Origin of the sequence: Pseudoalteromonas sp. JC3 (genome assembly GCF_030291895.1) — a bacterium.
Taxonomy (GTDB): Bacteria; Pseudomonadota; Gammaproteobacteria; order Enterobacterales; family Alteromonadaceae; genus Pseudoalteromonas.
The window spans coordinates 537,944-563,641 of sequence record NZ_CP127855.1 but is presented as its reverse complement, the minus strand read 5'-3'; the positions used below and the strand labels follow the sequence as shown (position 1 = coordinate 563,641).

At 42.8% G+C, this 25,698-nt stretch carries 24 protein-coding genes; 8 read left to right on the top strand and 16 right to left on the bottom strand.

Annotation, left to right across the window (positions count from 1 at the left end; all coding sequences use genetic code 11):
- The first annotated feature begins 2 nt into the window (after positions 1–2).
- Together yjjX and yjjG are read left to right on the top strand one after the other, a co-directional pair.
- On the top strand, positions 3–536 hold the full coding sequence (yjjX, locus tag QSH61_RS02420) for an inosine/xanthosine triphosphatase (protein ID WP_010605825.1): 534 nt from the start codon (positions 3–5) through the stop codon (positions 534–536).
- Positions 536–1,213 (top strand): pyrimidine 5'-nucleotidase, encoded by a 678-nt coding sequence (gene yjjG, locus QSH61_RS02415; protein WP_206471833.1) that lies wholly within the window; start codon positions 536–538, stop codon positions 1,211–1,213. The genes yjjX and yjjG overlap by 1 nt, the downstream gene beginning before the upstream one ends.
- Positions 1,214–1,449: 236 nt before the next feature.
- On the opposite strand, the gene rlmB is transcribed toward yjjG, so the two are convergent.
- The 5 genes from rlmB to QSH61_RS02390 form a co-directional block, all read right to left on the bottom strand.
- Positions 1,450–2,190 (bottom strand): 23S rRNA (guanosine(2251)-2'-O)-methyltransferase RlmB, encoded by a 741-nt coding sequence (gene rlmB, locus QSH61_RS02410; protein WP_102056057.1) that lies wholly within the window; start codon positions 2,188–2,190, stop codon positions 1,450–1,452.
- A 22-nt stretch (positions 2,191–2,212) separates the two neighbouring features.
- Positions 2,213–4,702 (bottom strand): ribonuclease R, encoded by a 2,490-nt coding sequence (rnr, locus tag QSH61_RS02405; RefSeq protein WP_206471832.1) that lies wholly within the window; start codon positions 4,700–4,702, stop codon positions 2,213–2,215.
- Positions 4,703–4,781: 79 nt separating this feature from the next.
- Positions 4,782–6,971 (bottom strand): ATP-binding protein, encoded by a 2,190-nt coding sequence (locus QSH61_RS02400; RefSeq protein ID WP_248298676.1) that lies wholly within the window; start codon positions 6,969–6,971, stop codon positions 4,782–4,784.
- Positions 6,972–7,074: 103 nt separating this feature from the next.
- Positions 7,075–7,677, bottom strand: coding sequence for a response regulator transcription factor (locus QSH61_RS02395; RefSeq protein ID WP_010605828.1), 603 nt, complete (start codon positions 7,675–7,677; stop codon positions 7,075–7,077).
- Positions 7,674–8,654, bottom strand: coding sequence for a sensor histidine kinase (locus QSH61_RS02390; RefSeq protein ID WP_238536725.1), 981 nt, complete (start codon positions 8,652–8,654; stop codon positions 7,674–7,676). Before QSH61_RS02390 ends, QSH61_RS02395 begins: the two co-directional genes overlap by 4 nt.
- A 246-nt stretch (positions 8,655–8,900) precedes the next feature.
- Between QSH61_RS02390 and QSH61_RS02385 the strand changes: the two genes are divergently transcribed.
- From QSH61_RS02385 to QSH61_RS02375, 3 genes are all read left to right on the top strand, one after another.
- Positions 8,901–9,764: a DMT family transporter gene (locus QSH61_RS02385; protein WP_206471831.1), complete on the top strand. Its 864-nt coding sequence runs from the start codon at positions 8,901–8,903 to the stop codon at positions 9,762–9,764.
- Positions 9,761–10,483, top strand: a complete 723-nt coding sequence (locus QSH61_RS02380; protein WP_102056053.1) for a glycerophosphodiester phosphodiesterase — start codon at positions 9,761–9,763, stop codon at positions 10,481–10,483. Before QSH61_RS02385 ends, QSH61_RS02380 begins: the two co-directional genes overlap by 4 nt.
- Before the next feature lie 93 nt (positions 10,484–10,576).
- Positions 10,577–11,791 carry a methyl-accepting chemotaxis protein gene (locus tag QSH61_RS02375; protein ID WP_029215828.1) on the top strand — a complete coding sequence of 405 codons (1,215 nt, stop codon included), beginning with the start codon at positions 10,577–10,579 and terminating at the stop codon, positions 11,789–11,791.
- On the opposite strand, the gene epmA is transcribed toward QSH61_RS02375, so the two are convergent.
- Both epmA and efp read right to left on the bottom strand, forming a co-directional pair.
- Entirely contained in the window at positions 11,788–12,762 is a 975-nt protein-coding gene (gene epmA / locus QSH61_RS02370; protein ID WP_206471830.1) for an elongation factor P--(R)-beta-lysine ligase, read from the bottom strand. The two genes, QSH61_RS02375 and epmA, sit on opposite strands and share 4 nt — an antisense overlap.
- 67 nt (positions 12,763–12,829) lie before the next feature.
- Positions 12,830–13,396 carry an elongation factor P gene (gene efp, locus QSH61_RS02365; RefSeq protein ID WP_010605834.1) on the bottom strand — a complete coding sequence of 189 codons (567 nt, stop codon included), beginning with the start codon at positions 13,394–13,396 and terminating at the stop codon, positions 12,830–12,832.
- Between the two features lie 42 nt (positions 13,397–13,438).
- Between efp and epmB the strand changes: the two genes are divergently transcribed.
- Complete coding sequence (epmB, locus tag QSH61_RS02360; RefSeq protein ID WP_174170459.1) at positions 13,439–14,455, top strand: EF-P beta-lysylation protein EpmB; 1,017 nt, start codon at positions 13,439–13,441, stop codon at positions 14,453–14,455.
- A gap of 93 nt (positions 14,456–14,548) precedes the next feature.
- Here the strand turns inward: epmB and QSH61_RS02355 are convergent, their stop codons facing one another.
- Complete coding sequence (locus tag QSH61_RS02355; RefSeq protein ID WP_010605836.1) at positions 14,549–14,758, bottom strand: hypothetical protein; 210 nt, start codon at positions 14,756–14,758, stop codon at positions 14,549–14,551.
- A 185-nt stretch (positions 14,759–14,943) separates the two neighbouring features.
- Between QSH61_RS02355 and QSH61_RS02350 the strand changes: the two genes are divergently transcribed.
- Positions 14,944–15,237, top strand: coding sequence for a hypothetical protein (locus QSH61_RS02350; RefSeq protein ID WP_010605837.1), 294 nt, complete (start codon positions 14,944–14,946; stop codon positions 15,235–15,237).
- 56 nt (positions 15,238–15,293) lie between these two features.
- Positions 15,294–15,953, top strand: coding sequence for a phosphoglycolate phosphatase (gene gph / locus QSH61_RS02345; protein WP_174170460.1), 660 nt, complete (start codon positions 15,294–15,296; stop codon positions 15,951–15,953).
- Positions 15,954–16,009: 56 nt separating this feature from the next.
- On the opposite strand, the gene QSH61_RS02340 is transcribed toward gph, so the two are convergent.
- The 8 genes from QSH61_RS02340 to QSH61_RS02305 all read right to left on the bottom strand — a co-directional run bounded on the left by QSH61_RS02340 (position 16,010) and on the right by QSH61_RS02305 (position 25,358).
- Positions 16,010–16,804, bottom strand: a complete 795-nt coding sequence (locus QSH61_RS02340) for a TauD/TfdA family dioxygenase (RefSeq protein WP_010605839.1) — start codon at positions 16,802–16,804, stop codon at positions 16,010–16,012.
- Positions 16,804–17,784 (bottom strand): L-tyrosine/L-tryptophan isonitrile synthase family protein, encoded by a 981-nt coding sequence (locus QSH61_RS02335; protein WP_010605840.1) that lies wholly within the window; start codon positions 17,782–17,784, stop codon positions 16,804–16,806. The genes QSH61_RS02340 and QSH61_RS02335 overlap by 1 nt, the downstream gene beginning before the upstream one ends.
- 16 nt (positions 17,785–17,800) lie before the next feature.
- Positions 17,801–19,417: an NAD(P)/FAD-dependent oxidoreductase gene (locus QSH61_RS02330; RefSeq protein ID WP_206471829.1), complete on the bottom strand. Its 1,617-nt coding sequence runs from the start codon at positions 19,415–19,417 to the stop codon at positions 17,801–17,803.
- A 9-nt stretch (positions 19,418–19,426) separates the two neighbouring features.
- Positions 19,427–20,605 carry a hypothetical protein gene (locus QSH61_RS02325; RefSeq protein WP_206471828.1) on the bottom strand — a complete coding sequence of 393 codons (1,179 nt, stop codon included), beginning with the start codon at positions 20,603–20,605 and terminating at the stop codon, positions 19,427–19,429.
- An 8-nt stretch (positions 20,606–20,613) separates the two neighbouring features.
- Positions 20,614–21,405 carry an outer membrane lipoprotein-sorting protein gene (locus QSH61_RS02320; protein ID WP_010605843.1) on the bottom strand — a complete coding sequence of 264 codons (792 nt, stop codon included), beginning with the start codon at positions 21,403–21,405 and terminating at the stop codon, positions 20,614–20,616.
- Complete coding sequence (locus QSH61_RS02315; RefSeq protein WP_206471827.1) at positions 21,386–23,752, bottom strand: efflux RND transporter permease subunit; 2,367 nt, start codon at positions 23,750–23,752, stop codon at positions 21,386–21,388. The genes QSH61_RS02320 and QSH61_RS02315 overlap by 20 nt, the downstream gene beginning before the upstream one ends.
- Before the next feature lie 156 nt (positions 23,753–23,908).
- Complete coding sequence (locus QSH61_RS02310) at positions 23,909–24,493, bottom strand: TetR/AcrR family transcriptional regulator (RefSeq protein ID WP_158299096.1); 585 nt, start codon at positions 24,491–24,493, stop codon at positions 23,909–23,911.
- Between the two features lie 355 nt (positions 24,494–24,848).
- Positions 24,849–25,358 carry a DUF3016 domain-containing protein gene (locus QSH61_RS02305; RefSeq protein WP_010605846.1) on the bottom strand — a complete coding sequence of 170 codons (510 nt, stop codon included), beginning with the start codon at positions 25,356–25,358 and terminating at the stop codon, positions 24,849–24,851.
- Positions 25,359–25,698 lie beyond the last annotated feature (340 nt).

The following is a 25,698-nucleotide window of genomic DNA, read 5'->3' as shown; positions in this document are numbered from 1 at the left end:
ATATGGACGTGCTTACCATTTTAGTGGGGTCTAAAAACCCAGTAAAAATCAATGCTGCAAAAACCATCTTTGCGCAGTACTTTCCCAATGCAAAAATTGACTGTCAGGGTATCTCAGCGCCGAGTCTCGTTGCGGATCAGCCTTTAGGTGAACAAGCCACCCGCGAAGGCGCAGAGAATCGTGTTACTTACTTACAGCAACATCATCAAGCCGATTTTTATTGTGCCATGGAAGGAGGCGCTGCCAAATTTGAATACGGTGCAGCTACTTTCGCTTATGTCGTCATTGCGGATAACCGTCGTACGAGTGTCGGCCGTAGTTGTAATTTGCCGCTACCGGCATCGGTCTACGCGCGTCTTGAACAAGGTGAAGAGCTAGGACATGTAATGGACGACCTGTTCAATACCACTAATATCAAGCAACAAGGCGGTGCTATCGGTTTGCTAACCAACCATCTTGCCACCAGAGAGAGTAGCTACACGCAAGCCTTATTACTCGCAATGGCACCCTTTAATCACCCCGAGATGTATTTATAATGCCGAACTATACACATATTTTATTTGATGCTGACGAAACCTTATTTAGCTTTAATGCCAAATTTGGATTACAAACGCTGTTTACTCAATATGACGTTGTGTTCACTGACGAGGACTACGAAGAATATAACAGCTTAAATGCGCCACTTTGGGTGCAGTATCAAAATGGTGAGATTGACGCAAAAACACTTCAGGTAACGCGCTTTAGTCGCTGGGCTGAAAAACTCGATATCGCGCCTGAAGTACTCAATGCGGGATTCTTGGCCGCGATGGCAGAAATTTGCCAACCGTTACCGGGAGCTAAAGCCTTGCTCGACAGCCTGAAAGGCCAATGTACTTTGGCTATTATTACCAATGGATTTGCCGCGCTTCAGCAAAAGCGCTTAGAGCACACAGGCCTTGTGGATCGTTTTTCTGAAGTGGTGATCTCTGAGTTGGTGGGTAAAGCTAAGCCAGATCCGAGTATTTTTGCGCATACGTTAGCACTGTTAGGGAACCCCGACAAATCCAAAGTATTAATGGTTGGCGACACACCAGCAAGTGACATTTTAGGGGCAAACCGCTTTGGGATTGACAGCTGTTGGTTAAAGCATGATGGCAAAGTCTGCCCCGAGCATATCAAGCCAACCTATACCGTAGAGTCTCTTAAAGAGTTGCAAGCGATTTTAATGGGGTAATACCCTGTACAATTGTGCGGGAATAAGCTGACCTGTCGGGTTTTAAAAGCTCGCCGAATAAATCGGCTCCTACCAAAGGTAGACCTGAGTGGAAGCAAGTTTACCTTGCGGATCATTAAAAGCTCGCCGAATAAATCGGCTCCTACCAAAGGGTAAATCTGAGTAGGAGCAAGTTTACCTTGCGAGCTCTTAAAACTTTTGGAGATGCGCCGTGAAAGCCGGCGCTTATCAAGTGATTAAAGTGCTGAGCGCTGTCTTAACACTTCAAATAGACAAACACCGGTCGCAACCGATACATTTAAGCTAGACACGCTACCTACCATCGGGATCTTAACCAGCTCATCGCAATGCTCTCGAGTTAAACGGCGCATGCCATCGCCTTCGGCGCCCATTACAATGGCCATAGGCCCAGTCAGGTTTGCATCAAAAACAGCTGTATCGGTTTCACCTGCCGTACCTACAACCCACACACCGGCTTCTTTAATATCACGCAACGTGCGAGCAAGATTGGTTACTTGGATAAGCGGAACCGTTTCTGCAGCGCCACACGCAACTTTTCTTGCAGTGCCGTTTAGCTTTGCAGACTTATCTTTTGGTACGATCACACCATGTACACCTGCTGCATCAGCACTACGCAGACATGCACCTAAGTTATGAGGATCCGTTACCCCATCAAGCACCAAGAAAAATGGTGTGGTTTCTCTTTGAATGATCTCATCAAGATCTTTTTCATTGTATCCGCGCGCCGCTTTAACATTGGCAATAATGCCCTGATGTTGCTCACCATTCGCTTTGTTATCAAGCGCTTTACGCTGCATAAACTGCACTGAAATACCAAACTTACGGGCATCGTTTACGACTTGATTTAAACGCTGATCTTCACGTCCCTTTAGTGCATAAATTTCTAAAAAGCGCTCCGGCGCGTTATTCAAAATGGCTTCGATTGAATGAAAGCCAAAAATTAATTCGTTACTCACGTTAAAGCTCCCGCTTTATAATCTATTGCGCTTTTTTGCTACGATTTCTTTCGTTTTTACCTGGGCGCTTTGCTTTGCCCTTTGCCGCTTTGGCTTTTTTACTCGTCGATTTTTTCTTCGACTTCAGCGTGCCTGCCTTTTTCGCCTGTTTGAGCTCACCCTTAGGGGTCGTTCTTTTGCGCTTTTTGGCTTTGTCATCGCCTTTATTATCTTTATCGCGACCAGACGTTTCACCGTCACGGCGCTTAGCTCCCGGGATTTTACCCGTTTTTAGCTGCTCACGAACACTACTTGCTGTGCTTTTTGGCGATTTTCGACGCCTTGCATACCTGTCTTGCTGACCTTCTTCAGCCAAAGCTAAGTTGATGCGACGATCGTCCAAGCTAACTGAAGCAACCACAACAGTAAGTTTATCACCGAGTCTAAACACCGTGCGACTATGCTCGCCAATCAAACATTGCTTTGCACCATCAAAGTGGAAGTACTCATGCCCTAAATTGCTAACATGGATCATCCCGTCAATCTGTAGATCGTCCAACCTCACAAATAATCCAAAGTTGGTGACTGATGAGATCACACCGGTAAATTCATCGCCAACATGATCTTGCATAAATTCACATTTAAGCCAATCAGCAACTTCTCGAGTAGCGTCATCAGCGCGGCGCTCTGTCATCGAGCACTGCTCACCCAGTTGTTTCACTTCATCTTCATTGTAGATGTAAGCGCCACTCACGGGCTGTTGTTGCTGCTGTAAAATGCCTTTGATTGCGCGGTGTACCACCAGATCCGGATAACGGCGAATTGGTGAGGTAAAGTGTGCATAGGCTTTTAATGCCAAACCAAAGTGGCCAATATTTTCAGGCTGATATACTGCTTGCTTCATTGAGCGCAGTAACATGGTTTGGATCAATTCTTTTTCAGGACGATCTCCCAATGACTCAAGCGCTTGGGTCAACTCCTCTGGCGACGGATCGTTAGGTAATTGGCTTTCAATACCCAAGTCTTGCAAGAATTGCCTAAACTGGCTCAATCTTTCAGGGTCTGGCTCATCATGAACACGGTACAAGCTATGGGCTTCGTGTTTTTCCAACAGTTTTGCTGCTGACACGTTAGCCAAGATCATGCACTCTTCAATCAGCTTGTGGGCGTCGTTACGAACCACAGGCACGATAGAATCAATTTTTCGATGGGCATTAAATACAAAGCGCGTTTCTAGGGTTTCAAACTCAATCGCGCCACGCTCCTGCCTTGCAGCCTTCAGCGCCATATACATGTTATGGAGCTCAGTTAGATGAGGCACAAGAGGCTGATAATCCGCTCTGAGCTTTTCGTCACCTTGTAAAATCGCATGGACTTTGGTGTAAGTAAGACGAGCATGAGAGTTCATCACGGCTTCGTAAAAACGGTAGCCAGACAAACGACCCGCTTCGGACACGGTCATTTCCGCAACCATACACAAGCGGTCTACCTTAGGATTCAATGAACATAGACCGTTTGATAGCACCTTAGGTAGCATTGGCACAACTTGCTCAGGAAAATACACTGAGTTACCACGCTCAATCGCTTCTTTGTCAAGCGCAGTGCCTTTGCCGACATAATGAGATACATCCGCAATAGCAACCCATAAACGCCAACCACCTGACTTTTTACGCTCGCAATATACGGCGTCATCAAAGTCACGTGCGTCTTCACCGTCAATGGTCACTAACGGTAAGTCGCGCAGGTCGACACGGCCTTGTTTGGCAGACTCTTCTACAAACTCACCAAGATTTGCAACTTGTGCTTCTACTTCACTTGGCCACTCATGAGGAATGTCATGATTGCGAAGTGCCACCTCAATTTCCATACCCGGTGCCATATGATCGCCGAGCACCTCAAGTACTTTACCCATTGCATTCATTTGTTTGCTAGGGCTTTGAGTGATCTCTACCTGCACCATTTGATTATGGCGAGCACCATTTTCTTGGCCAGGTACGATGATGATATCTTGAGTAATGCGAGGATCTTCTGGCACCACGACTGCCATGCCAAACTCAACAAAATAACGACCGACGACTGGCGCACGCTCTTTTTCAAGTACCCGCACAATGCGCGCTTCCACCTTACCACCTGAGCCTCGGCTGCCAGCCTTTGCTAACACCCAATCGCCATGTAGCACGCGCTCCATTTGATACTTAGTGATAAACCAATCTTTGGGTTCGCCTTCGACTTCTAAAAAGCCAAAGCCGTCACGGTGTCCAACAACGCGGCCTTTGACTAGACCATCATCACTTGGAATGGTGTAACACTTAAATTTATTGAAGTGCAGTTGACCGTCTCGCTCCATTGCGCGCAAGCGGCGTTTAAGCGCAATTTGACGTTCTTCGTCTTGCACTTTTAAATCGTTACACAATTGAGAGAAATAAGGTGGTTTGGCCGCGCTTTTAATGTGTTCTAAGATAAATTCGCGACTAGGTACTGGATTGTCGTATTTTTGTTGTTCTCTATCGAGATAGGGATCCTGTTTTGGCATTACTGTCTTGTTAAATAAGCTATGCTGTTATTTTAACCCAAAATAGCCTAATGACCTAGGCCAAGATCGATGAATCTTTTTATGCAGATAGATTAACCACTGAATTTGATGTCGATTCCAACGTTGCAATTTGGGCGTGAAGCTCTAATAAACGCTCAACTGAGCGTCTAGCAACCATAGCAAGACCGTCCCAATCAACTTGCTCTTCCGAATAGCTTAACTGCGCAGTTGCAGCTTGAACAAGCTCGGCAAAATTCACCATGCCGAGCTCCAGCGCTTCATTTTCAATGTAGGCTAGTTTATCAATGGCTAAATCTGTTACATTTAACTCTGTGAGTCCTTTAATTTGCGCAATCTCATATTCAAACCTGTCTGCTAAATACATCAATTTCGTCGCCAACACGCCTGAACTTTCACGGTTTGCGAGATCCATAAATCTTGATTGATCAATCAAAGTCTTACATTCCAAGCGAGATGTTGTTTTTACAGTCGCACATTCCAGTGCCGCATATAAACGGCTTGGCATGATAGGCTTAGTTAAACAGTCCTGCATGCCAGCTCGGAGGCATTGTCTTTTCAATTCAGGATCGCCATCACCCGTTAACGCTATCACCTTAACGCTGGAGGTAAAGCCAATTTCGTTGAAGCCTTCTTTAAACCACTCAAGACCATTACCATCTGGCAGTCGCATGTCTAACAGAACAATATCGAAATTGTGTTCTAATAGTGCGACTTCCGCTTCAGCAAGGCACTTAGCAATAGAAAACTCGCTCACCATATCGTTTAAATAAGTGCTGATCACATCAATATTCATGAGGTTATCTTCAACAACAAGCACATTGAGTGCTAGCTTCTCTGTATTAAACTCTGTGCTCTGTAACGGTGAATCACTACACTGGCAATCTAACTCAAAGCTAAACACAGTGCCATTGCCAAGCTTGCTGTCGACGTTAAGCTCAGAGTCTAGCCCTTGCAGCAGTTGCTTGCATAACGCCAACCCAAATCCTGAACTTTGCGAGATGGATTGTTCAGTATTTAATGTGACAAAGGGCTCGAAGATCTTTTCCATTTGTACTTCAGTCAGTCCTTTGCCCGTATCCTTAATTGCAAAACGAATAGTTTGCTTATCCTCAGCGCGACTTGTGCCTTCAAGGATCAGCGTAATAATGCCTTTATCTGTGTACTTAATCGCGTTCGAAAGCAGATTTCTGAGTACCAAAGACAATGTATCTTGCTCGACGACATGAACGTCCTGTGGATACAGACCTTTAACCTCGACCCTCAAACTCAACCCTTTAGCCAATGCCAGCGGCTGTAAAAGGCGAACTAACTCTTGCGAAAGACTATAAAGCGAGATTGGCACGCGATTTTGCGCGGCATATTCTCCTTTCGCTTGCAGTAATACTTGATTGGCTAAGTCTGACATCGACATCGCGGCGTGGACGATAACATCGCATAATTGAGCATGGCGATTGGGCTCACGCGGCACTTTTTTAAGTGATTCTGCGTGACCAACAATGGCGTTTAGTGGTGTTCTCAGTTCATGACTTAATAACGTTAAAAACTGTCCTTTTACTTGCGCTGACTGCTCAGCAGCAGTTTTTAACAGGCATAGTTCTTTTTCACGACGGCTGCTACATAACAGGCATAAAGAAAAACACAACAGCAGCGGCATCGTACTCACTGAAACTGCAAAAAACTGGTTAACCCAATTTGCCGAAACCAGGCTATCTGTCACCGAGTAGCCGCCAAGCATGACCACTCTAAAAGTAAACACGGCCAATAAGCTCAAGCACGATAGGCCAAACGCCCAATGTGCCGCACTAAACTGTTGTGATAATAATTTATGGCCTTTATTTAACGCTCGCAGGCAGTAAATCATCGCCATCGCCCAGACTAGGTAGTTGATCCCGACACGAGCTATAAAATTAAAATCCACGTACAAAAAGTAAGTAAAACTTGGAATACCCAATGCGGCTAATACATACCAAGGCATGTAATTGCTTTTCACACTAAAAAACGCATCAACACCACGAGCCAGATAAAAAAGTCCAAATGCGATGGTAAGATTGGGAATAAAAATTGAGAACGTAATGGGAAGTGTATAGGCGGCCAACAGGCCACACCCAATTGCGGTAAGCGCAATGAAAACAAGCCAATCTCGAGTGCCTGGTAGGCCTTTATTAATAAACCAGTTTACGGCCATAAAAACTGTACAAACCACAGTCGTTATTGCGGTAACTTGAATAAGTAATTTAGGATCCATCATTACACTCAAAATTAATACATTATTATTACTTGGCGGATGGTGCAGTATATTACCGCACTGCATTATTTTGAAGTATTAACTGGATATATGCTATTACACCGAGTTACAGCCATCCTTTTTGCTTAGCAATTCTTGCTGCATCTACTCGATTTGTCGCATGTAATTTCGCGATAGCGTCGGATAAATAATTCCTTACCGTTCCCTCGCTCAAAAATAGCTGTCCTGCGATTTCAGCAGTTTTTAGTCCTTCACTGGCCAAACGCAACGCTTTTCGCTCCTTATCAGTAAGCGGGTCAGCATCCTCCAAAGCGTACAGAGCAAGCTCTGGATCAATAACCTTATATCCGTTCATTACCTTTTTCAGCGTCGATAGCAAGTACTCACTTGGTGCTTCTTTTAATACAAAGCCATTTACCCCTAAAGTGATCGCGCGACGAATATAACCCGCCTTAGAAAAGGTCGTCATGATAACTACTTTTGTGTCTGGCATTTTTTGTTGTAAGTGCTGAGCAAGCTCAAGCCCAGTGACTTGTGGCATTTCAATATCCGTTAGCACGATATCAGGCGTTAACTTTGCTAACTTTTCCTTTGCAACTTGACCGTTTTCAGCCTCGCCAACCACCTCAATCTCTCTATCTAAGCTCAATAATGCCGCAATAGCTCCTCTTACTAATGCTTGATCTTCAACAATAAAAACTTTGATCATCCTACTTCCCCTAGTACCGCCTTAAAGTATCCGCCCTGTTCGGTGTTATAAAATAATTGGCCACCACATTCTTTCAATCGGGTACGGATCCCCATTAAACCATTTCCTTCTTTTATGGACTTTATAGAGCCATTATCTTTAATTTCTACAAAGACATTATTGTCAGTTTGTCGTAGTGTGAAGCAAACCTTATCTGCATCGCTGTGACGAATAATGTTGGTGCATATCTCTTTAGCAAAAAAGCACAAACAGGCTTCGCTTACTTTATCTAAAGTGACCGCCTGCAATTCTAGCGTTACGGCAATGCCCTTATCTTTTAGCCTTGATGCCAAAATGTGCAGCTGAGCATCAAGCGCTAGCTGATGGTAGCCGGTGACGGCTTGGCGCACTTCGCTTAGTGCTTCTCTCGCTAAGTCTGCAACCTGCTGCGCTTCTGATTGCGCTTGCTCTAATGCATTTGCAGCTGCAAATTTACTCGCCAGCTCTGCTTTTAATGCTATCGAGCTGAGTGAATGACCAAGTAAATCATGTAGGTCACGTGCAATACGCTCACGCTCAGCCACGGCGCCTAGCCGCTTAATCTCTTCTTCACTTTGCCTCTGCAACTCTTGATGTACTCGCTCTCGGTGTGACATCCAACCAAAAATAAAGAGTCCACATGCCACGCACAGTGCAGGCATCAAGAAATAAACCGTTTGCTGGGTCGCGATAAATTTAGCCGTTAGCAATACCAGCACTATGATGACCAGCATCGCAATGATTTTATAACGAGGCAGAAAATTAAAACCGCAGAAAAAAGCAATAAAGCCAAATAATGAACTCGTCCCAGTCGTCACCCAACTACCTGCGACACAAAGCCCTGCCATCACTACTAAATTCATCACCAACGCATTGCCCGTTTTTGTAATACTCTGCCAATAGAGCAAGACAAAACTAAGGTACACAACAACTTGCAACGCAATATTAACTGCGCTCAATTGCGCCCAGCTAAATATTAACGGGAAAAAGTAAAAGGTTGAAAATATAAGGGGTCCGGCATTCCAAAATGAGCGCCGTTTCTCTACTAGGGTAAATTCTGTGGTAATGGACACAAGCTTCTCTGGTTCACTCTTTTTATTATTATTTACGTTTAAGCGCAGAATGTTGAGTGACAAGTGTCAACAATCTTGTCATCTCAAAGCGATTAAATGATAGACTGCTAAAAAACAGTTCTAATATTCGATATGCGCCCACAACAATCCGCTTTGCTCTCGCTTCATAGTGCCGTTTTATTATTTGGTGGAACAGCATTATTTTCAAAATTAATTTCACTCTCAGCATTGGATATCACCGTTTACCGTACCGCCGTTGCTTTCGCTGTGCTACTACTGTTACTCAAAATACAACGGCAGCCGATAAAATTAATACACAAAAAAGATTATCTAACGGCTTTAGTTCTCGGTGTCATCGTGGGACTTCATTGGGTGACTTACTTTGCAGGCATGCAAATGGCGGGAATTGCAGTTGGGATCATTGCCTTTTTCACCTACCCCGTGATCACCGTTTTTTTAGAGCCGCTCTTCACTCGCAACCGTGTACAGCTAAAAGATTTTATCAGTGCGAGCGCGGTGCTATTTGGTATCTATCTGTTAGTACCAGAAGCGAACCTTGGCAACCAAGTTACCTTAGGGATTATTACGGGCGTATTCTCGGGCGCACTCTTTGCGCTACGCAACTTGCTCCAAAAGCGCTTCTTTTCTCACTATAGCGGCCCACACACGATGCTTTATCAAACGCTTGTTGCATGCCTCATGCTGTTAGCATTTGTGGAAGTGCCAATTCAACAAGTTTCCACAGAAAACCTCTGGTTAATCTTGCTTGCAGGAGCAATATTTACAGCAATTCCACACGCCTTGTTTGCCTCTAGCCTACGTTATTTATCTGCCACCACTGCAGGGTTAATTTCTTGTTTACAACCATTGTATGGAACGCTATTAGCTTATATTCTGTTACACGAGACGTTGACACTTACAACATTACTTGGCGGGTTGTTGGTAGTTAGTGCAGCCTGTTTTGAAACTTGGTCTATTACAAGGAAAAAAGCATGATTCAAGTCTTAGCGCACCGTGGAGCCAGTGGCAGCTATCCGGAAAACACACTTGCTGCAATAGAAGCAGCTCTCCATATTGGCGTTGATGGTATTGAGTTGGATGTGCAAAGTTGCGCGGATGATTACGCCATTATCCACGACACTTGGCTAGACAGGACCACCAATGGCGTGGGTAGAGTTAATGAACAAACTCAAGCCTACCTTGCCACGCTTGATGCCGGTAAAGGACAATCAATTCCAACCTTGCAGCAAGTGTTTGCCACCATCGGCAAACAGACAGATATCAATTTAGAACTGAAGCATACCTTTGGCCTAGATAAATTCGTTACCTATATTGAAGATCATATCCAGCAAGGCGTAATCACCAGAGAGCAGCTACTCATCTCCTCTTTTGACCATCATCAACTATTGTGGCTAAAGCAAAAATTACCTTGGGTAAGAATTGGCGCGTTAACCGCTTCGATCCCAATTCATTATGCGCAATTTGCCGAATCGCTCCATGCCTACAGCATTCATATGGACAAAAACTTTATTAATCATGAATATGTGTTGGACGCAAAATCTCGCGGATTAAAGGTATTTGCTTATACGGTCGATAAACAACAAGACATAGATATGATGCTAAATTTCGGGGTGGATGGTATTTTCACTAACTTTCCATGCCAAACCAAAATGTATTTACAGGGCATTGGCGCTTACGCCACCCCAATTGAGTAACTGCTTGATCGCTTTAGCATTGTTATTCCATTTAGCTCATCTATACTGAGACAAATAAAGTGGCACAATGATGAGCCCAATATGAGTTTATATATGCGCATTTATAATTTTTTAGAAGAGACGTTTTTCTTTACCCTAACACGCAAAATTATTGGCAATTTAGGTTTTTTACTTCTCTTTCAAGCAATTAGTTTATTTTGGCTGTATTCGGAGCTATCCCAATCTGGCGCGAATATGGGGCTGTTTTGGCTGATCACTATTGTGATTATTGCTGCATTTGCATTTACCGTCTTTTATATGCGCTTTTTAATCGTGCGACCTGTACAAGCGATGAAAGAGTCACTGGAACGTGTTAACCGCCAAGACGGTAACCTAGATGCAAAGCTGCCACAATTCACTTATGACGAATTTAGAGATTTAAGCGAGCAGTACAACGCCTTTACCACCCACCTTAGTGTCCTTTTGGAAAAAACATATGAAAGTGCTGCTGCGGCAACACAAAGCAACCGCGATATCACCAATTCCATGCAAAGTACCGCAAAGTATGGACAGCAGCAGCTGAGCCAAGGTGACACAATTATTGCAGCTTCCGATCAGGTCAGCCACAGTTTACAAAGTATTGTGCACAATACCGATCAGGTTTATCAGGCCAATACCGAAAGCTTGCATTTTGTTCGCGGTTCATCACAGTCGTTAACTAAGCTTGTCGCTGAAGTAAAACAAATCACCACGCTACTAGGTAACTTTTCATCGACGGTTTCAGGCCTAAAAGAAAATAGTGAGAATATTCGCAACATTCTAAAAATGGTTGAAGAGTTTTCCGACCAAACCAACTTGCTTGCGCTCAATGCGGCAATTGAAGCAGCTCGAGCAGGTGAAGCCGGGCGTGGCTTTGCAGTGGTTGCCGATGAAGTTCGTGCGCTGTCGGTCAAGGTCAATGCGGCCACCCGCCAAATCAGCGATTTTATCAATCAAATGAACGTGCTTGTCGGTGAAACCAATCAAGAATCAGAGCAATTGATTTCTCATTCAAGCTCAGCAGAGAAAGCCATCAGTGATACCTCTCAAGGCTTTATTTCGATGAGTGATGACTTTGAACGCAATCAAGCACAATTAGAAGAAATCGTTAGTGCGGTACACCAACTTGAAGAAACACAAAAACATACCCACCAAGCAGTGCAACAAATTGTCGAACTGGGTCAGCAGTCTAAATCACAAATTGATGGCGCGTTAGCTGAATGCCAAAGTGCCCAAAAGCTCACAGAAACCACTCAAAAAGAGCTTACTCGTTTTGTTTCGCGGCGCTAAGCTCGCGAAACATCAAATGTGAGCACTTCGCTTATGCTAGCTTTGTTTAGCGCCAGCATGACTAGCCTATCTACTCCCAGTGCAACGCCAGCACAATCGGGGATGCCTGCGTCAAGTGCAGCCAATAACCGCTCATCGGCCGGCACAGGATGCAATCCCATCTCAGCTCTGAGTTGGTTATCTTGCTCAAAACGCGCTCTTTGCTCTACCGCATCCGTCAATTCATTAAATCCGTTAGCCAGTTCCATGTTGCGATAATAGAGCTCAAAACGCCCTGCAACGCGATTGTCTTTCGGGTTAAGTTTTGCCAGCGCCGCTTGCGATGCCGGAAAGTGATAAACAAAACAAGGTTTCTGCAGACCTATTTTAGGCTCAATTTCCATGCAAAATAGCAATTGCAGTAAAGTATCTGGATTATTCTCGATAGCTGCAATATCACCATAACCATATTTGTTGGCGTGCGCTTTTAATTCCGTCAGCGACACGCTTAAAGGGTCAAATCCAAGGTATGTCTCAAAGGCTTGTTGGTAAGTCATCGAATCACTAGCAGGACAGTCCAATAACATCTGCATCAACTCATCGATTTCCGCCATTAAGTCAAATTCGTCAAAGCCCGGACGATACCACTCTAACATCGTAAATTCTGGATTGTGATGACGTCCTGACTCTTCATTACGAAAAGCCTTACACAATTGAAAAATCGCACCACTGCCGGCGGCTAGTAGCCTTTTCATCGCGTACTCAGGTGACGTTTGTAAAAATAAAGGCAAACCTTGGCTGTGATTTGGGCCAACAAATCGAGTATGGAAAGTATCTAAGTGAGGATCGGTCACTGAGGCTTGAGAAAGGCTCGGCGTGTCGACTTCCATCACGTCACGAGCCGCAAAAAAGTGCCGTATCTTCGCTAAAATTGCAGCCCTTTGCCTAAGCGTGTCTATCGTTGCACTCGGCTGCCAATTGTTCACCGTCATTGTTTACTCCAAAAAAATCCCAGCAACATGCTGGGATTTATAAAACATCGTAAATTGCTTTACGCTATTATTTTACGCGGCTTACGTATTCGCCACTACGCGTATCAACTTTGATCACTTCACCAATTTGAACGAACAAAGGAACACGAACAACAGCACCTGTGCTTAGGGTTGCAGGCTTACCACCAGTACCCGCAGTGTCGCCTTTCAGGCCTGGATCGGTTTCAGTGATCTCAAGTTCAACAAAGTTAGGAGGTGTTACTGCGATTGGATTACCATTCCACAGTGTGATAGTACAAACGTCATTTTCAACCAGCCATTTTACGCTATCACCCACTGCTTTTTCATCAGCTGCGATCTGCTCAAATGTTTCGTTGTTCATGAAATGCCAGAACTCACCGTCAGTGTATAAATACGCTAGATCAGTATCCATTACGTCTGCGCCTTCCACTGAGTCGCCAGACTTAAAGGTTTTCTCTAGTACTTTACCTGAGATAAGCTTACGGATTTTAACGCGGTTAAACGCTTGTCCTTTACCAGGCTTGACCATTTCATTTTCTAAGATAGAACAAGGCTCGCCGTCCATCATAATTTTTAGGCCGCCCTTGAACTCGTTGGTGCTATAATTCGCCATCGTATCCTCTAATCTACGTATATTCGAGTAATTAACCTGCTAATGATACAAATAAATGAAGTAAATTTGCAGACTAACTGGCAAAAAGAATTAGCAAATGTTGTCACTGACCCACAAGAGCTACTCAACATCTTGGGGTTGCATGACCAATTTGATGCACGAGACTTTGCAGCTAAGCGCTTGTTTCCTATGCGAGTACCTCGCCCATTTATCGCTAAAATGCGCCACGGAGATCGTCATGATCCCTTGCTATTACAAGTGTTACCTGTACATCAGGAATATTTAACTGAAGCGGGATTTAGTAAAGATCCACTCGAAGAACAAGACGCACCTGTACCTGGTTTGTTACATAAGTACCGTTCTAGGGTATTACTCATGCTCAAAACCGGTTGTGCGGTCAACTGCCGCTACTGTTTTCGACGCCACTTCCCCTATCAGGATAATCAGGTCAACAAACGCACCTTAGAGCCTGTATTTGATTATTTGCGCGCCCATCATGAAATCAATGAGGTGATCTTAAGTGGCGGTGATCCGCTGATGGCCAAAGATGACATGATAGCTTGGGTGCTAAAACAATTAGAGGCTATGCCACAAATCAAACGTTTACGTATTCACAGCCGCTTACCGGTAGTGATCCCAGCGAGAGTAACCGAGGAATTGTGCCAACGTTTAGCAAACAGTCATTTAAAGGTGATTTTGGTAAATCACATTAATCATGCAAATGAAATCGATGATACTTTTAAAGCGGCAATGCAAAAACTTAAACAAGCCAATGTGACCTTGCTAAACCAAGCAGTGCTACTTAAAGGAATTAATAACGATGTTGCGGCTCAGGCCCAATTGAGTGAAGCCCTATTCGATGCAGATATACTGCCTTATTATTTGCATTTACTCGATAAGGTAGAAGGCGCTAGTCATTTTAATGTAGAAGAGCGTGAAGCCAAGGCGATAATGGCTGAACTTTTAGAAGTGCTACCGGGATTCTTGGTGCCTAAATTGGTGCGAGAAATTGGTGGTCAGCCAAGTAAAACGCTGATCGACTTAAATTTACTAGACTAAAATAGCAAAAAATCGGTGCTAATGACCCTAGCACCGATTGCTTTGCACATATCTATCGGACATGCCGAAGACAACGTGCCATCAGACATAAGCTTACGCGTATGTATTGATGTTGTTGCCTAACGTTGCTGTCACTGATTTCGCTGGCGTTTGTGCTGCTGCACTGCTGCCCGCAGATTCAATTAACGCAAGTGCGGCTTGTCCATCTGCTTGCTGTTGCTTCTTTGCCAATGCAGCGCTGTACACTTCACCACTTTGGCTCGCTCCAGACATAGCAGGTAGGTTACTTCCGGAAATATTCATAAGTGATTACCTGACTTTTTGATGGATCAAATTGGTTATCGGCGTATAAATTTAAACCTTTAGGATAAATTACGAGATAAGTTTCCAATTCCTTTGTACTACTTATAAAAGGGTAGATTTACACCTGACATTTGTAAATGAAACCCTTAAAATAAGCCCTTTTAGTAGGGCGATTAGGACTGACCATGCAAGCCGTTATCGAAAAACTCAATGAAAATCTCAAGATCATATACCGCCAAGCACTAGATGCGGATAAAAAACTCGATGAATTGCAGCAGCAAGGTCACGGTAAGTTTAAAGCACTATTTACAGAAGAAGCGGGGTTTACGTTTGAAGCCAAGCGCTTTAAACCTTATGTTTTGGATGTTGCAGCCGACGTTGAAGGTCTATCGACGACTGAAGAAATTGACGAGCAAAAACTTGCACTTGTTGTGAAAAAGCTACAGAGCCTATTACAACTGCTCGCTACCTTTAAATAATTTATCAATTCAGGTTCTGTTGTTTGGGGCCTCTGTAATGTACAAGGAATGAAATCATGTTTACATACCCGACTTGGGTTGGCTTTGATTTAGACGGTACTTTAGTAAGTACCGCTGAAGATATCGCCTACGCTTTAAACACGACATTAAACCATTACTATTTGCCGGATATTGAACTTGCCCTTGTTAAAACTTGGATTGGCAATGGTACAACTAAGCTGACTGAACGTGCGTTAGACTTCCATAACAATACCAATATTGACAGAGCCGAAGCGACTCGTTTACTTGAAACCATTTACGATGACTGTGTTACACGCTCATCCAGTTTATTCTCTAATGCAAAAGCTACACTGCAGAGTTTACATCAGCAAAGAATTAAACTCGCTTTAGTCACCAACAAGAATACTTCACATACTCATAAGTTATTAGAGCACTTAGAAATTAAAGCTATGTTTGACACAATTGTGTGTGCTGACACTTTGAAAAAGAAAAAGCCAGATCCACTGCCTTTATACACCTCTGTAAATAATATGAATTGCGAAGTACAAGATGGGTTTTATGTCGGTGACTCCATCAACGATGTGACAACTGCACGAAATGCAGGTTGTAAAGTTGTTACCGTTGACTATGGCTATAATCATGGCAATCCAATTTCACAAAGTGAGCCTGACGCCATTATCAGTGATTTATCGGAAGTATTAGCACTATTCAATTAGTAATCTTAGATAAAAAAGCTCACATCCATGTGAGCTATGAGAAAGTAAATACATTACTATAGAATATGAACCCGTTTTAGATGACGATTTAAGCCGCTTCCTTCAAAGCGACTGCGTCCATGTAATAAAGCTAGATTATCCACAAACACAAACTCGCCTTTCCTCCAACTATGTTTATAAAAGTAGTTCGATGAGTAAAGTAACGAGTTCATTTCTTTCAAAAAGACGTCACTTTGATAAGTATCAAAACCTATCACCTGTGCCTCAACTGGATTCACTGCCATATTATCTTTATTGAAAGGTTCAATATAACGCATGCGAGGCTTGCCTGTCTTAGGGTGACGGCTTATTAAAGGAACTTCAATCACCCCTCCATAGTGGGCTTTCTTTTCCGTTTCATAACGGATCCGAATTTGCTTCCATTGCTCAATGGTATCGTTCGGTAGACTTTCTAGTAACCGTGTTGTATTCAAAAATGTAGTCTCTCCACCACCGGAGCTGGAACTACTCTGCAAGCATTGAAAGAAGTTAAACCTTGGCTCTTCTGAGGCGAATGCTCCGTCCCAGTGCAGCTCTACCTTACCCTCACTGAAAATATGATTTTGCGGTTGCTCTTGTATTTTTAAATCAAGTACATAACCGAAGTCCCACTGTAAAAGCGGACCGATCTCTTTAGCTACTAACTCCATATCAGTATCATTGAGGGGCTCAAATCCTTTGAGCACAACCAGTCCTTGAGAAAATATTTCATCGATCAATGACGCAATATTAAGACGCTCAACTCGTTGACAAGCCATAGAAGTTGCATCAATGACAACTCCAACGCTATCCAAGGCTTTAATTGTATCCATCACTCCGCTCCTCGATGAATACGCTCAAAATGGCTTGCACGGCCTTCGTTGAACACCAATACACAACCTAACTTCTCAGCTTGTTCACGCGGCATGAGTTGATAACTTGTATTATCTTTCACCAATACTGAATGCCATGGCGTTGTCCAGACATCAGTTTGTGAAACTAAAGAAATACCAATTTTTTCAGACACTAAGTATTGAGGGTGAATTGATAGGCGTAACGCTTCAGGTAAGTGATCTTTCAACAATCGACTCCATGCATTACTCCTTTGGATCACTCGGTAGGCAGCTGTTTTAGCAACTTTTTGCAACGCTGTGCGGCTATAATCCGAAAACTTTTCAATGCCAGAGAAATCCTCCAACATAAAGCGTGTTATGCCTTTATACATCGTGGACGCTTCTTTTTCATTTTTCACTCGTTGACGTAAGTCTGACAAGCTCTCTCCGTAGCGGATCATCAGCTCTTCACGAAGTACAGTAAAGTCATCAACTTTGTCAAATACATCTTCTAAATTAAAGAATTCAAAATAGTTAGGGTAATGACGAGCCGCGTATTGGCGTAGTGTATTTACGTACTGACTGACATGTGAATCCGTGACATGAATGATATCGGCAAAAACACGACCATCAGAACAAATTGTTACTTTTGCACCTGGTTCATAAATAGATTCAATCTGTTTACAGAGATTGACTAAGCGTTCAAATGCATAAAACTCCCCTTTATCAGGCAAGAAACCCAGTGTTTTCGTTCTATTTGGTGACTTTGCAGGGAAAGCTGGCAATACCATATTAATAGGTTCGTTATTTGCGATGAATTGCTCGACTCTCTCCACATGCCCTGCGATCTGCTCAGTGAATGGTGCGTTATCTTCTATAGGTAACAAACGGCGTTGCTCAAAAATTAGTGAAATAATATCTTCTGCTAACGACTGTATTTGACAATCCTGGATGCGGTGTTTAATAGCTAAATTTTCCATTTTCTTTGCCTAATTATTATATGTGAAAAAGCTGCATAGCATGGGTAAGTGATAATTTATCTTCGATAGCAGCTTGAACTACCATCGGCATTTTTTCTTCGTCAAAGTCGACCTTTTGAATTTCACATAAGCTACGTAAAAACCCCTGATAGGTGACTTCCAAAAGTGCATGATCTAACTCTGCAATCGCCGCATCGTCTAACATTGCACCTCTTGTATGTGCGTGTTTCATACGTTGTCGCGTGAGTTCAATATCGAAAAAGTGTCCACGATTGTAGCGGTATTCATACCCTTTGATTAATTGAATAAACTCATCTTTTAATACGTGAATTCGTGCAATCGCAGCATTTTCTATCATCGCGATAGCTTTTTGATTAACTTCGTCTTGACTCATTCCATGCTGGCTTGGGCAATAACCATAACGACGAGACATAGAGGACGGTAAAATAAAACCAAACCAATGCATTAGTAATGCTTCAAAATGCGTTTTATGTACTTCATAACTACCATGGTAGTTACCTGTAATGTGCAACATAAAACTCTCATACCAAGAAAGAAGGTACGCATTGAATGCCTTTGTTTTACCAGCAAACACTTCTGCATCTTCGGCGATATCCGCCTCAATAAGCTCGCCAATCATGCGGTTAGCATCGGTTAGGTAAGCAGAACCTGGTGATAACAAGGGATCTAAAAAGGCTGATGACATTCCAGTTAAGAACCAGCGTTCTGTAGAAAAGGATTGCTTTGCCTTTCTAGATAGTCGCTTCATCGAGGTGTAATCTAATAATTCAGCGTGCTGTCCTAGAATTTCATTGAGTGCTTGATGAGAGCGTAAAAACTGCTCAAATTCTTCAGCTGAACGAATATTTAAATTCACTTCATTATTTTTAGCAGTAATCCCTATGCTAAAGGTGTCTTGATTCAATGGAATTAACCAAATCCAATATCCTTTATACATAAAGTGATTGGTAGCCAGTGCTCTACTCGTAAAGTTCGATCGAGCACGCCACTCATCACTTCCAAGGTGATCAATCAGCTCAATATGCTTAAACCTTCCCCAGTATGAACTCACAGGGTGGCGATCATTTTGTGATTCAATTAATCCAAGCTGTTTACCCAACGGTGAATTAAAGCCAGATGCATCAACTAAATAACGACAAGTATAAGTGCTACCACTGCTGGTAACGACAGTGTGTCCTTGCTGCGCATCGAGACTAATTTCATTAACCGTAGTGCCCATTACAACATCGACACCTAGTTCACGATTGAACTGCACCATATCGTTATCAAACTTTTCGCGGTCAATTTGATGCGCAGGGATGCCATGATACCAACTACGCCCAAGCTCACTCAGTTCTTCCACACTTAAATCGCGGTTATCACTATCAAAGTAAAAACGCAGCCCATGTTTGTATAGGTGGTTTGTTTCAAGATAAAAACCAAGCTTTAAATCGTTTGCCATGTAGTCCCAAAAAGACTCCAGTGTCGACTCTCCAACCCAACTATTAAACGCCTGCTTTCTCTCTATAACCGTAATTTTCATATCTGGATGAGCCAATTTTAGTTGTCTTGCCAAGCAAGCCCCCGCCATTGAACCACCAATAATCAATACATCTGCGTATTGGCTTACCATAATTTCTCCTTAAAGGTAGTAAGTCAGCCTAAGTTCTATAAAATCATCATCTTTAAACCCGTAGGTCGCATCACGCTGGGTTTGCTCTAAAAACAAGTTTGCTTCAAGCGCTAGACTCAAGTGACTGGAGAGCCTAGTCGAAAATTCGGTTTTAATGGTGTGAGCCCCAGTATCGTTATCGATTAAGACCCCAGTAATCATGCTCGTATCATCAACATCATTCCACGCGAGTCGCATGCCAATAAATGTCGCATCTTGATAGAGACGATTTAGATTCACCTGTTCTTCGGTATCTCTATGTAACTCCATGAGTAAACTGAGATCTTTGTTGGAATTGGCGATGCCGTAAAAGTAGTATTCAGCACCGACTACATAAGCCCAGCTTTTCCCTCCCATTTGGTGATGGCGATGTACCGCTTCAACCTTCCCAAGCAGGTACTCAGACGTCCACTGTAAGTCCAATGCTGTTTGTTGAAGGCGCCGATAAATGGCATCGAACTCTTGATTATCATTAGGGTGTATAACGGGCTCCCTGTCGATGCCGTCGAAGTAGTAGGTTCCGACATCCCAATCACCTAGCACACCGCGATAACCTAATAAGTAGCTACCTCTATAATTAGCATCTCGGCCTACAAATTGCTCATCGGTCACAGCTAGTGGCAACGACAAGCGGTCATCAGGAAGGCCGAAATCACGCTCACGAAAATAAGGTAAAGACATGGCAAACCAATGACCATTATCAGTAAAATGCTGATAATGGAGTAGTAATTCTCCAAGCTTAGCCTCGTTATCCAAATTTCGTGTCGGCTGCTTTTGATTGACGATATCAACCAAATGACGAGACTCTGCAACTCCCCAAAAAACAGTATTTACACCAACATTCAACTGTCCTTGAGAGAAAGAACGAGTGATATATGCTTCTTGAATGTCGAATGCCCTTACCCCCTCATTTTTCGCTGCACTCAATACAGGTTTAAGCCCTCCGCTTAAGCCTGTCTTTGGGTTTTCAAAATCCAGCTCCCACATCAATTTAGCATCGAACTCTCGGTCAAGTTGTGAGGCTCTCATCGGAGAGCCATTATACTGCCGAGTGCTAAGGTCAATGCTGGTACTACTTTGCCATTCCATCTCAGCTTTCGCATACGGAATGCAAGATAGCACAACAGCAAGCATCGCCTTGAGTCGCATACCACCCCCTATTTCAACGACGATTTAATAAAGTCGCGAGCACTCAAGGAAATATCAAATTGGTAGTCTGAAAACTCTAATATCGTCTTTTTGCCCGACTGGTGATTTTCCATTGTCATGGTAAGCGGACGCCAGTACGCCTGTTGATATAACTTGTAGTTATCTAGGCTCAATGTTTTTAAATGACTGCCTTTTCTATCGTAGAAGTCTATTTTTCTAACTTGATAATCCTTGGTATCTATTAATGCACGTTGTTTGGTATATCCCGAGTTTTCATATTTTGGAAACCGATCTATCACCGCACATGTCAGCTCGCCACACGCCTCTTCCGCTACATATTCATAGCTATACTTATTGAGTTCTTGAGCCGTAAAATCTTCAAACGCAAACTCGCTGCCAACAAATGGTCCCGATTTGTTTGCAGAAGAGATCCGTTTAACACGCTTAAGCGCTGGGAGATATAACCACTGATCATCAGCATCTATAATTTGCGCATGTGAAAGCAGCTTGGTTTCTTTTACATCTGCAGGAGAGTTAAAAATGATAAGGCTTTTGTCACCTTTGTCTTCGTCTGCCACTTCCATGGTTTTCATGGTCAATAAACGTTCGGTTTCTTGGCCTTTCTTGTCTATCAAACGCATTTTTAAATCAACCGCACTGACTTCAAAACCTCGATCTGAACGATCTGCTTTAGCTGCTATGTTGTAGCCTAGATTGTCTTGCGTTGCGTTGCTGGCAAAAGGTATAACCAGCAATCCGATTGCTAAATGTGATAAAAACTTAGACGTTGTAGATTTCATTTTTCGTTCCTTCTTGAATAGGCGCTTTGCTCGCTTGCTTTGATCTTTTAGCCAGTAACATAAGCAGCGCGGGTAAGAATAAAAAGTCCACGATGAGTGCCATGACAATGGCAAGTGCAGTTAGCAGCCCCATCTGCGCATTGATCATAAAGGTTGAATAGGCCAACACTGCGAAACCGCCAGCCAGAATAAATGTGGTCAGTAAAATAGCTTCACCGACGGTTTCAAAGGCATACTTCACCGCACCTGCGGGGTCCAATCCCTGCTCTCGCCTCGCCCGTAAATACTTGGATAGGAAATGCACGGTATTATCAACAATGATCCCTAAAGAAGTTGAAGTTACCGTAGCCGCCGCCACACCAACTTGACCGACCAATATAGCCCAAATACCAAAAGTGAATAGCATCGGAATTGTGTTGGGTAGAATACTTGCGATCCCATATTTAATACTTCTCAGCGTCATCACCATAATCAAGGTGATCACGATAACGGCAATTAAATTACCGCTGAGCATGCTTTCTGCGTTACGCTGGAAAATATGTGAGAACATTACGGTCGCACCAGTTGCTTTAGCATGCATAGCATCTGGTGTATGGTCGACTAACCAAGCCTCAGTGCGAGCGATAAAAGATTGGATCTGGCCAGTTGAGAGGTTATCTAGAGTCAAGCTTACTCGAGTTGCCGATTTATCCATACTGATCCTATCCGTCAGGTCTAACCCAAATGGCAAGGACATTTCATAAAGCAGAAGATACTGCGCTGCTAACTCTCTATCTGCAGGTAAACGATACATACCTGTATCATCTTGATGCATATTTTTGTTGAGACGCTTAACAATATCCGTGTAACTATAGACATGAACCACCTCTGGTTGCATTCTCAGCCACTGTGTAAATTGATTCAGATTGGTAAGATATTCAGGTTCACTGATCCCGCCTACTTTGCCACTTTCAACATCAAACTCAACCACATAAATACCAGTAAGGTTTTCCATGGTAAAATCGGTATCACGGCGAAACTCCACTCGATGATCGAAGTACTTCACAAACTCATCATTGAGATCAATATTGGGGACCACGTAGGCACTAGCCGCAATCGCAACAACAGTAAATAGCAAAATAGCTCGATACTTCTGCGCTACAGCACCACCAAAACGACCTAGGTAATGAGATAACATGCTTGTACGAGTTGCATAGCTCTTTTTGTCTGGCAAAATGGCGATCAGGCTGGGTAGTAAAATTAGAGATAATACCCAAGCAGCAGCAATACCAAATGCTGTAATGTTGCCCAAATCTGCAAATGGAGGGGCATCCGACATGTTAAGAGTTAAAAAGCCTACGATTGTAGTCAAGCTAGTTATAGATACGGGAACGAAGTTAATTCGTAAACTTTCCACTATCGCGTGATTTTTTTCGTGTCCTGCTTTTCTTGCAGCATAGTAAGACAACAAAACGTGTATGCTGTCAGCTATCGCTAGCGTTAGAATAATAGTTGGTGCGGTTATCGAAATAGGAGTTAATTGAATACCAGCGTAGCCACTGACCCCCATAGCCACAACACTTGAGAAAATCACCACAGATACAGCTGCAATAGTTCCTGGAAAACTGCGTAATCCACAGTACATTACAATGATCAAAACCAAATACATGATAGGCGTAAGGGTTTCGGCATCTTGCTGCCCTGACTCACTAAACGCATTGTTTAGCATCGAAATTCCAGAAAGCGCAAACACTAAATCAGGATTCTCTTGCTGTGCTTTTGCAACTATTTCGCGAACATATTTTACCGCTGTCGGTACTTCAGTCAGTGATTCACCTGGGTACTGAACGGTAATATTGATACCTGTCGTCTTACCATTATTTGCGATCAAGCGCTGTTTTAATAAGGGCTCTTGTTGTGCAATTTCCGCTTTTTGTAAAATGTCTTCTTCACTTAATGACTGGACGTTTTTCATCAAGTCCGCAACTATCAGCTCATCTCCCTCCGCGTAACTATGCTGAAAGTTAGTCACAGAGTCGACTCGACTAGCATAGGGTGTTTGCCACGCAGCCTCTGTCAGCTGTTCAACCACCATTGCGTGCTGTTTGGATAAACCGTTACCCGCCTTTTGATGTACAACAATAAGAATATTATCGTTCTTGGTGTACTTATCCTGAAAAGCTTCAAAAGCCAGTAGTTCGGGGTTTGAAGCACTAAAAAATGCCCGATAATCATTAGAAAATGTTAACCCTTTTGCCCCAATACCAATTGCAATACAAGACATGATACTGAAGAGTAAACACAAGTATTTATATCTAGTGACAAACTCACCGAGTCGCTTAGCAACTCCTTCTAGCGATGATCCCATTGTCTCTCCTTAAATAACAGAACAATCATTCTGATATAAAATAAAAAAATAGCTAAAAGCTTTTCTTCACGATCACTTCTAGCAATTAAGCAAACGCTTTGGGTAATCTTTACTGATCACTCAATTCAAATCTTTATCACGACGTATTATCTTTCGTTACTTCTGCGCCATCATGTCAAAAATAGTAGTTAAGTAATGTCTCAGAGTTTCACGATGGAAATCTCCTTTTGCCATCACGGCTACACCTTGAAGCACGCCAAGTAAACAAAAGCTCAAGCTGTTTGCATCAATCTCTTTGCGAATCTCACCTTGCGCTTGCGCTTTTTCAATGAAATCTCGAAACTGCGCACTCAGCGCACTGTAGACCTGTTGCACCGCTGAATTCATATCAGAGTCGGATTCACCCACTTCTGTGGCCGTATTACAAATCAAGCAGCCATTAGCACCATGCTCTGCAATGTTTTGACTATACAAGTTAAAAAATGCAGTTAAGTCTGCCAAGCTGCCATCGCTTGCACTTAAACGCTTAAGCCCAGGCCCAATTTTACGCAGAGAATACTCCTGCAAACAGCGTTGAAACAATTCCTTTTTATTACCAAATTCTTGGTAAAACCCGTACCGACTGACACCAGTACAAGTGACTAACTGTTCCATGGAAGTATTCCTATATCCTTGCTTCCAAAACAGGATTGTCGCTTGTTCCAATGCTTTATCGACATTAAACTCTCGCGTTCTTCCCATAGGCTCCTCAAAAAACAGAATATACATTCTGAAATAAAAAAGTCAACAAAATCACAACAAAATAATAAAACCGTAACAATTGGATTGTTATGACTTTAGTTCAGCTTAGGTGCTTATAAAAGCATCCAACCTAAGTACGAAATAAGTAGTGAGTTACGATTAGAACTATTCACAACTCCAAGAAACAGTAACATGTATTTGAGGTAGGCAAAATATTTTGAGGTATAAAACTAAAAATTACTACAATAGAGTACGAGTAGTAGCAACTCATCTAACTTACTAATATTCAGCTAAAAGAAGATGAGAACACCCAGTCTCGGCGCTCTCATCAAGATCACCATAGCTGTTGATCAACTCAACTAGCTTTCTTCATTAAGTCATCTTCAAACCAGTCAGTTAAAAGACGCTTTTCGTAATAAAAGGATTCGTCCATTCCCCTTTTTATTCTATCCATGAATGACATATCTTTTAACGTCACACCATTTTCCTCTGCGATGGTTTTACCAGACTTATCAGTTAACTTATAACTAATTTCAAAACGGGGGAAATGGATTGGTTTAATCACCCGAATATCAGTAGTACCATAATGAACATCACCTGCAAGATCTATATCATCAAAAGTAATCGCAAGCTTGTAACCCTCGGGTAAGTTGGTCGCTAATTCTTCTAGGTGTTTCTGTAGTTGCTTCTCAACCCGTTGATGAAACGAACCTCGCGTTTCATTACCTGGCCTAACATCGCGATACTCTTTAAAGTCCTTCCAAGTCACAGCGACTTCACCTGCATTGACAAACAAGGGAGTCATAAATAAAGCAAGTATTGCAATTTGTGTTTTCATCTTTGGATCTCCTTCAAACTCTACCATCACCTTACTCCTTCATTATGTGAAGTAAAGCAAGATCACACCCTTTTACGCAGTGTGACATTTGGCTACATTTACATCAATATAATAGTAAGACCGAAGTTATTGGTAAATGTTCTCAAACAGGTATAAACACCATGAAATGAACGATAACTTTCATTTTTCATCTGCGCTACACCCTCTACCTGCTCAGTGAATAGATCGGTAATATTTATTCTTCCGTCAGCGGTTAATCGCATAAAGTGTAGTCAATGGTTGCTAATGCCCCCTTAATATCTATCACTTCAGTCCTAAAAGTGTCGCGTAAATTTCCTATGTAACCACATTATCGATCTTAGATCAG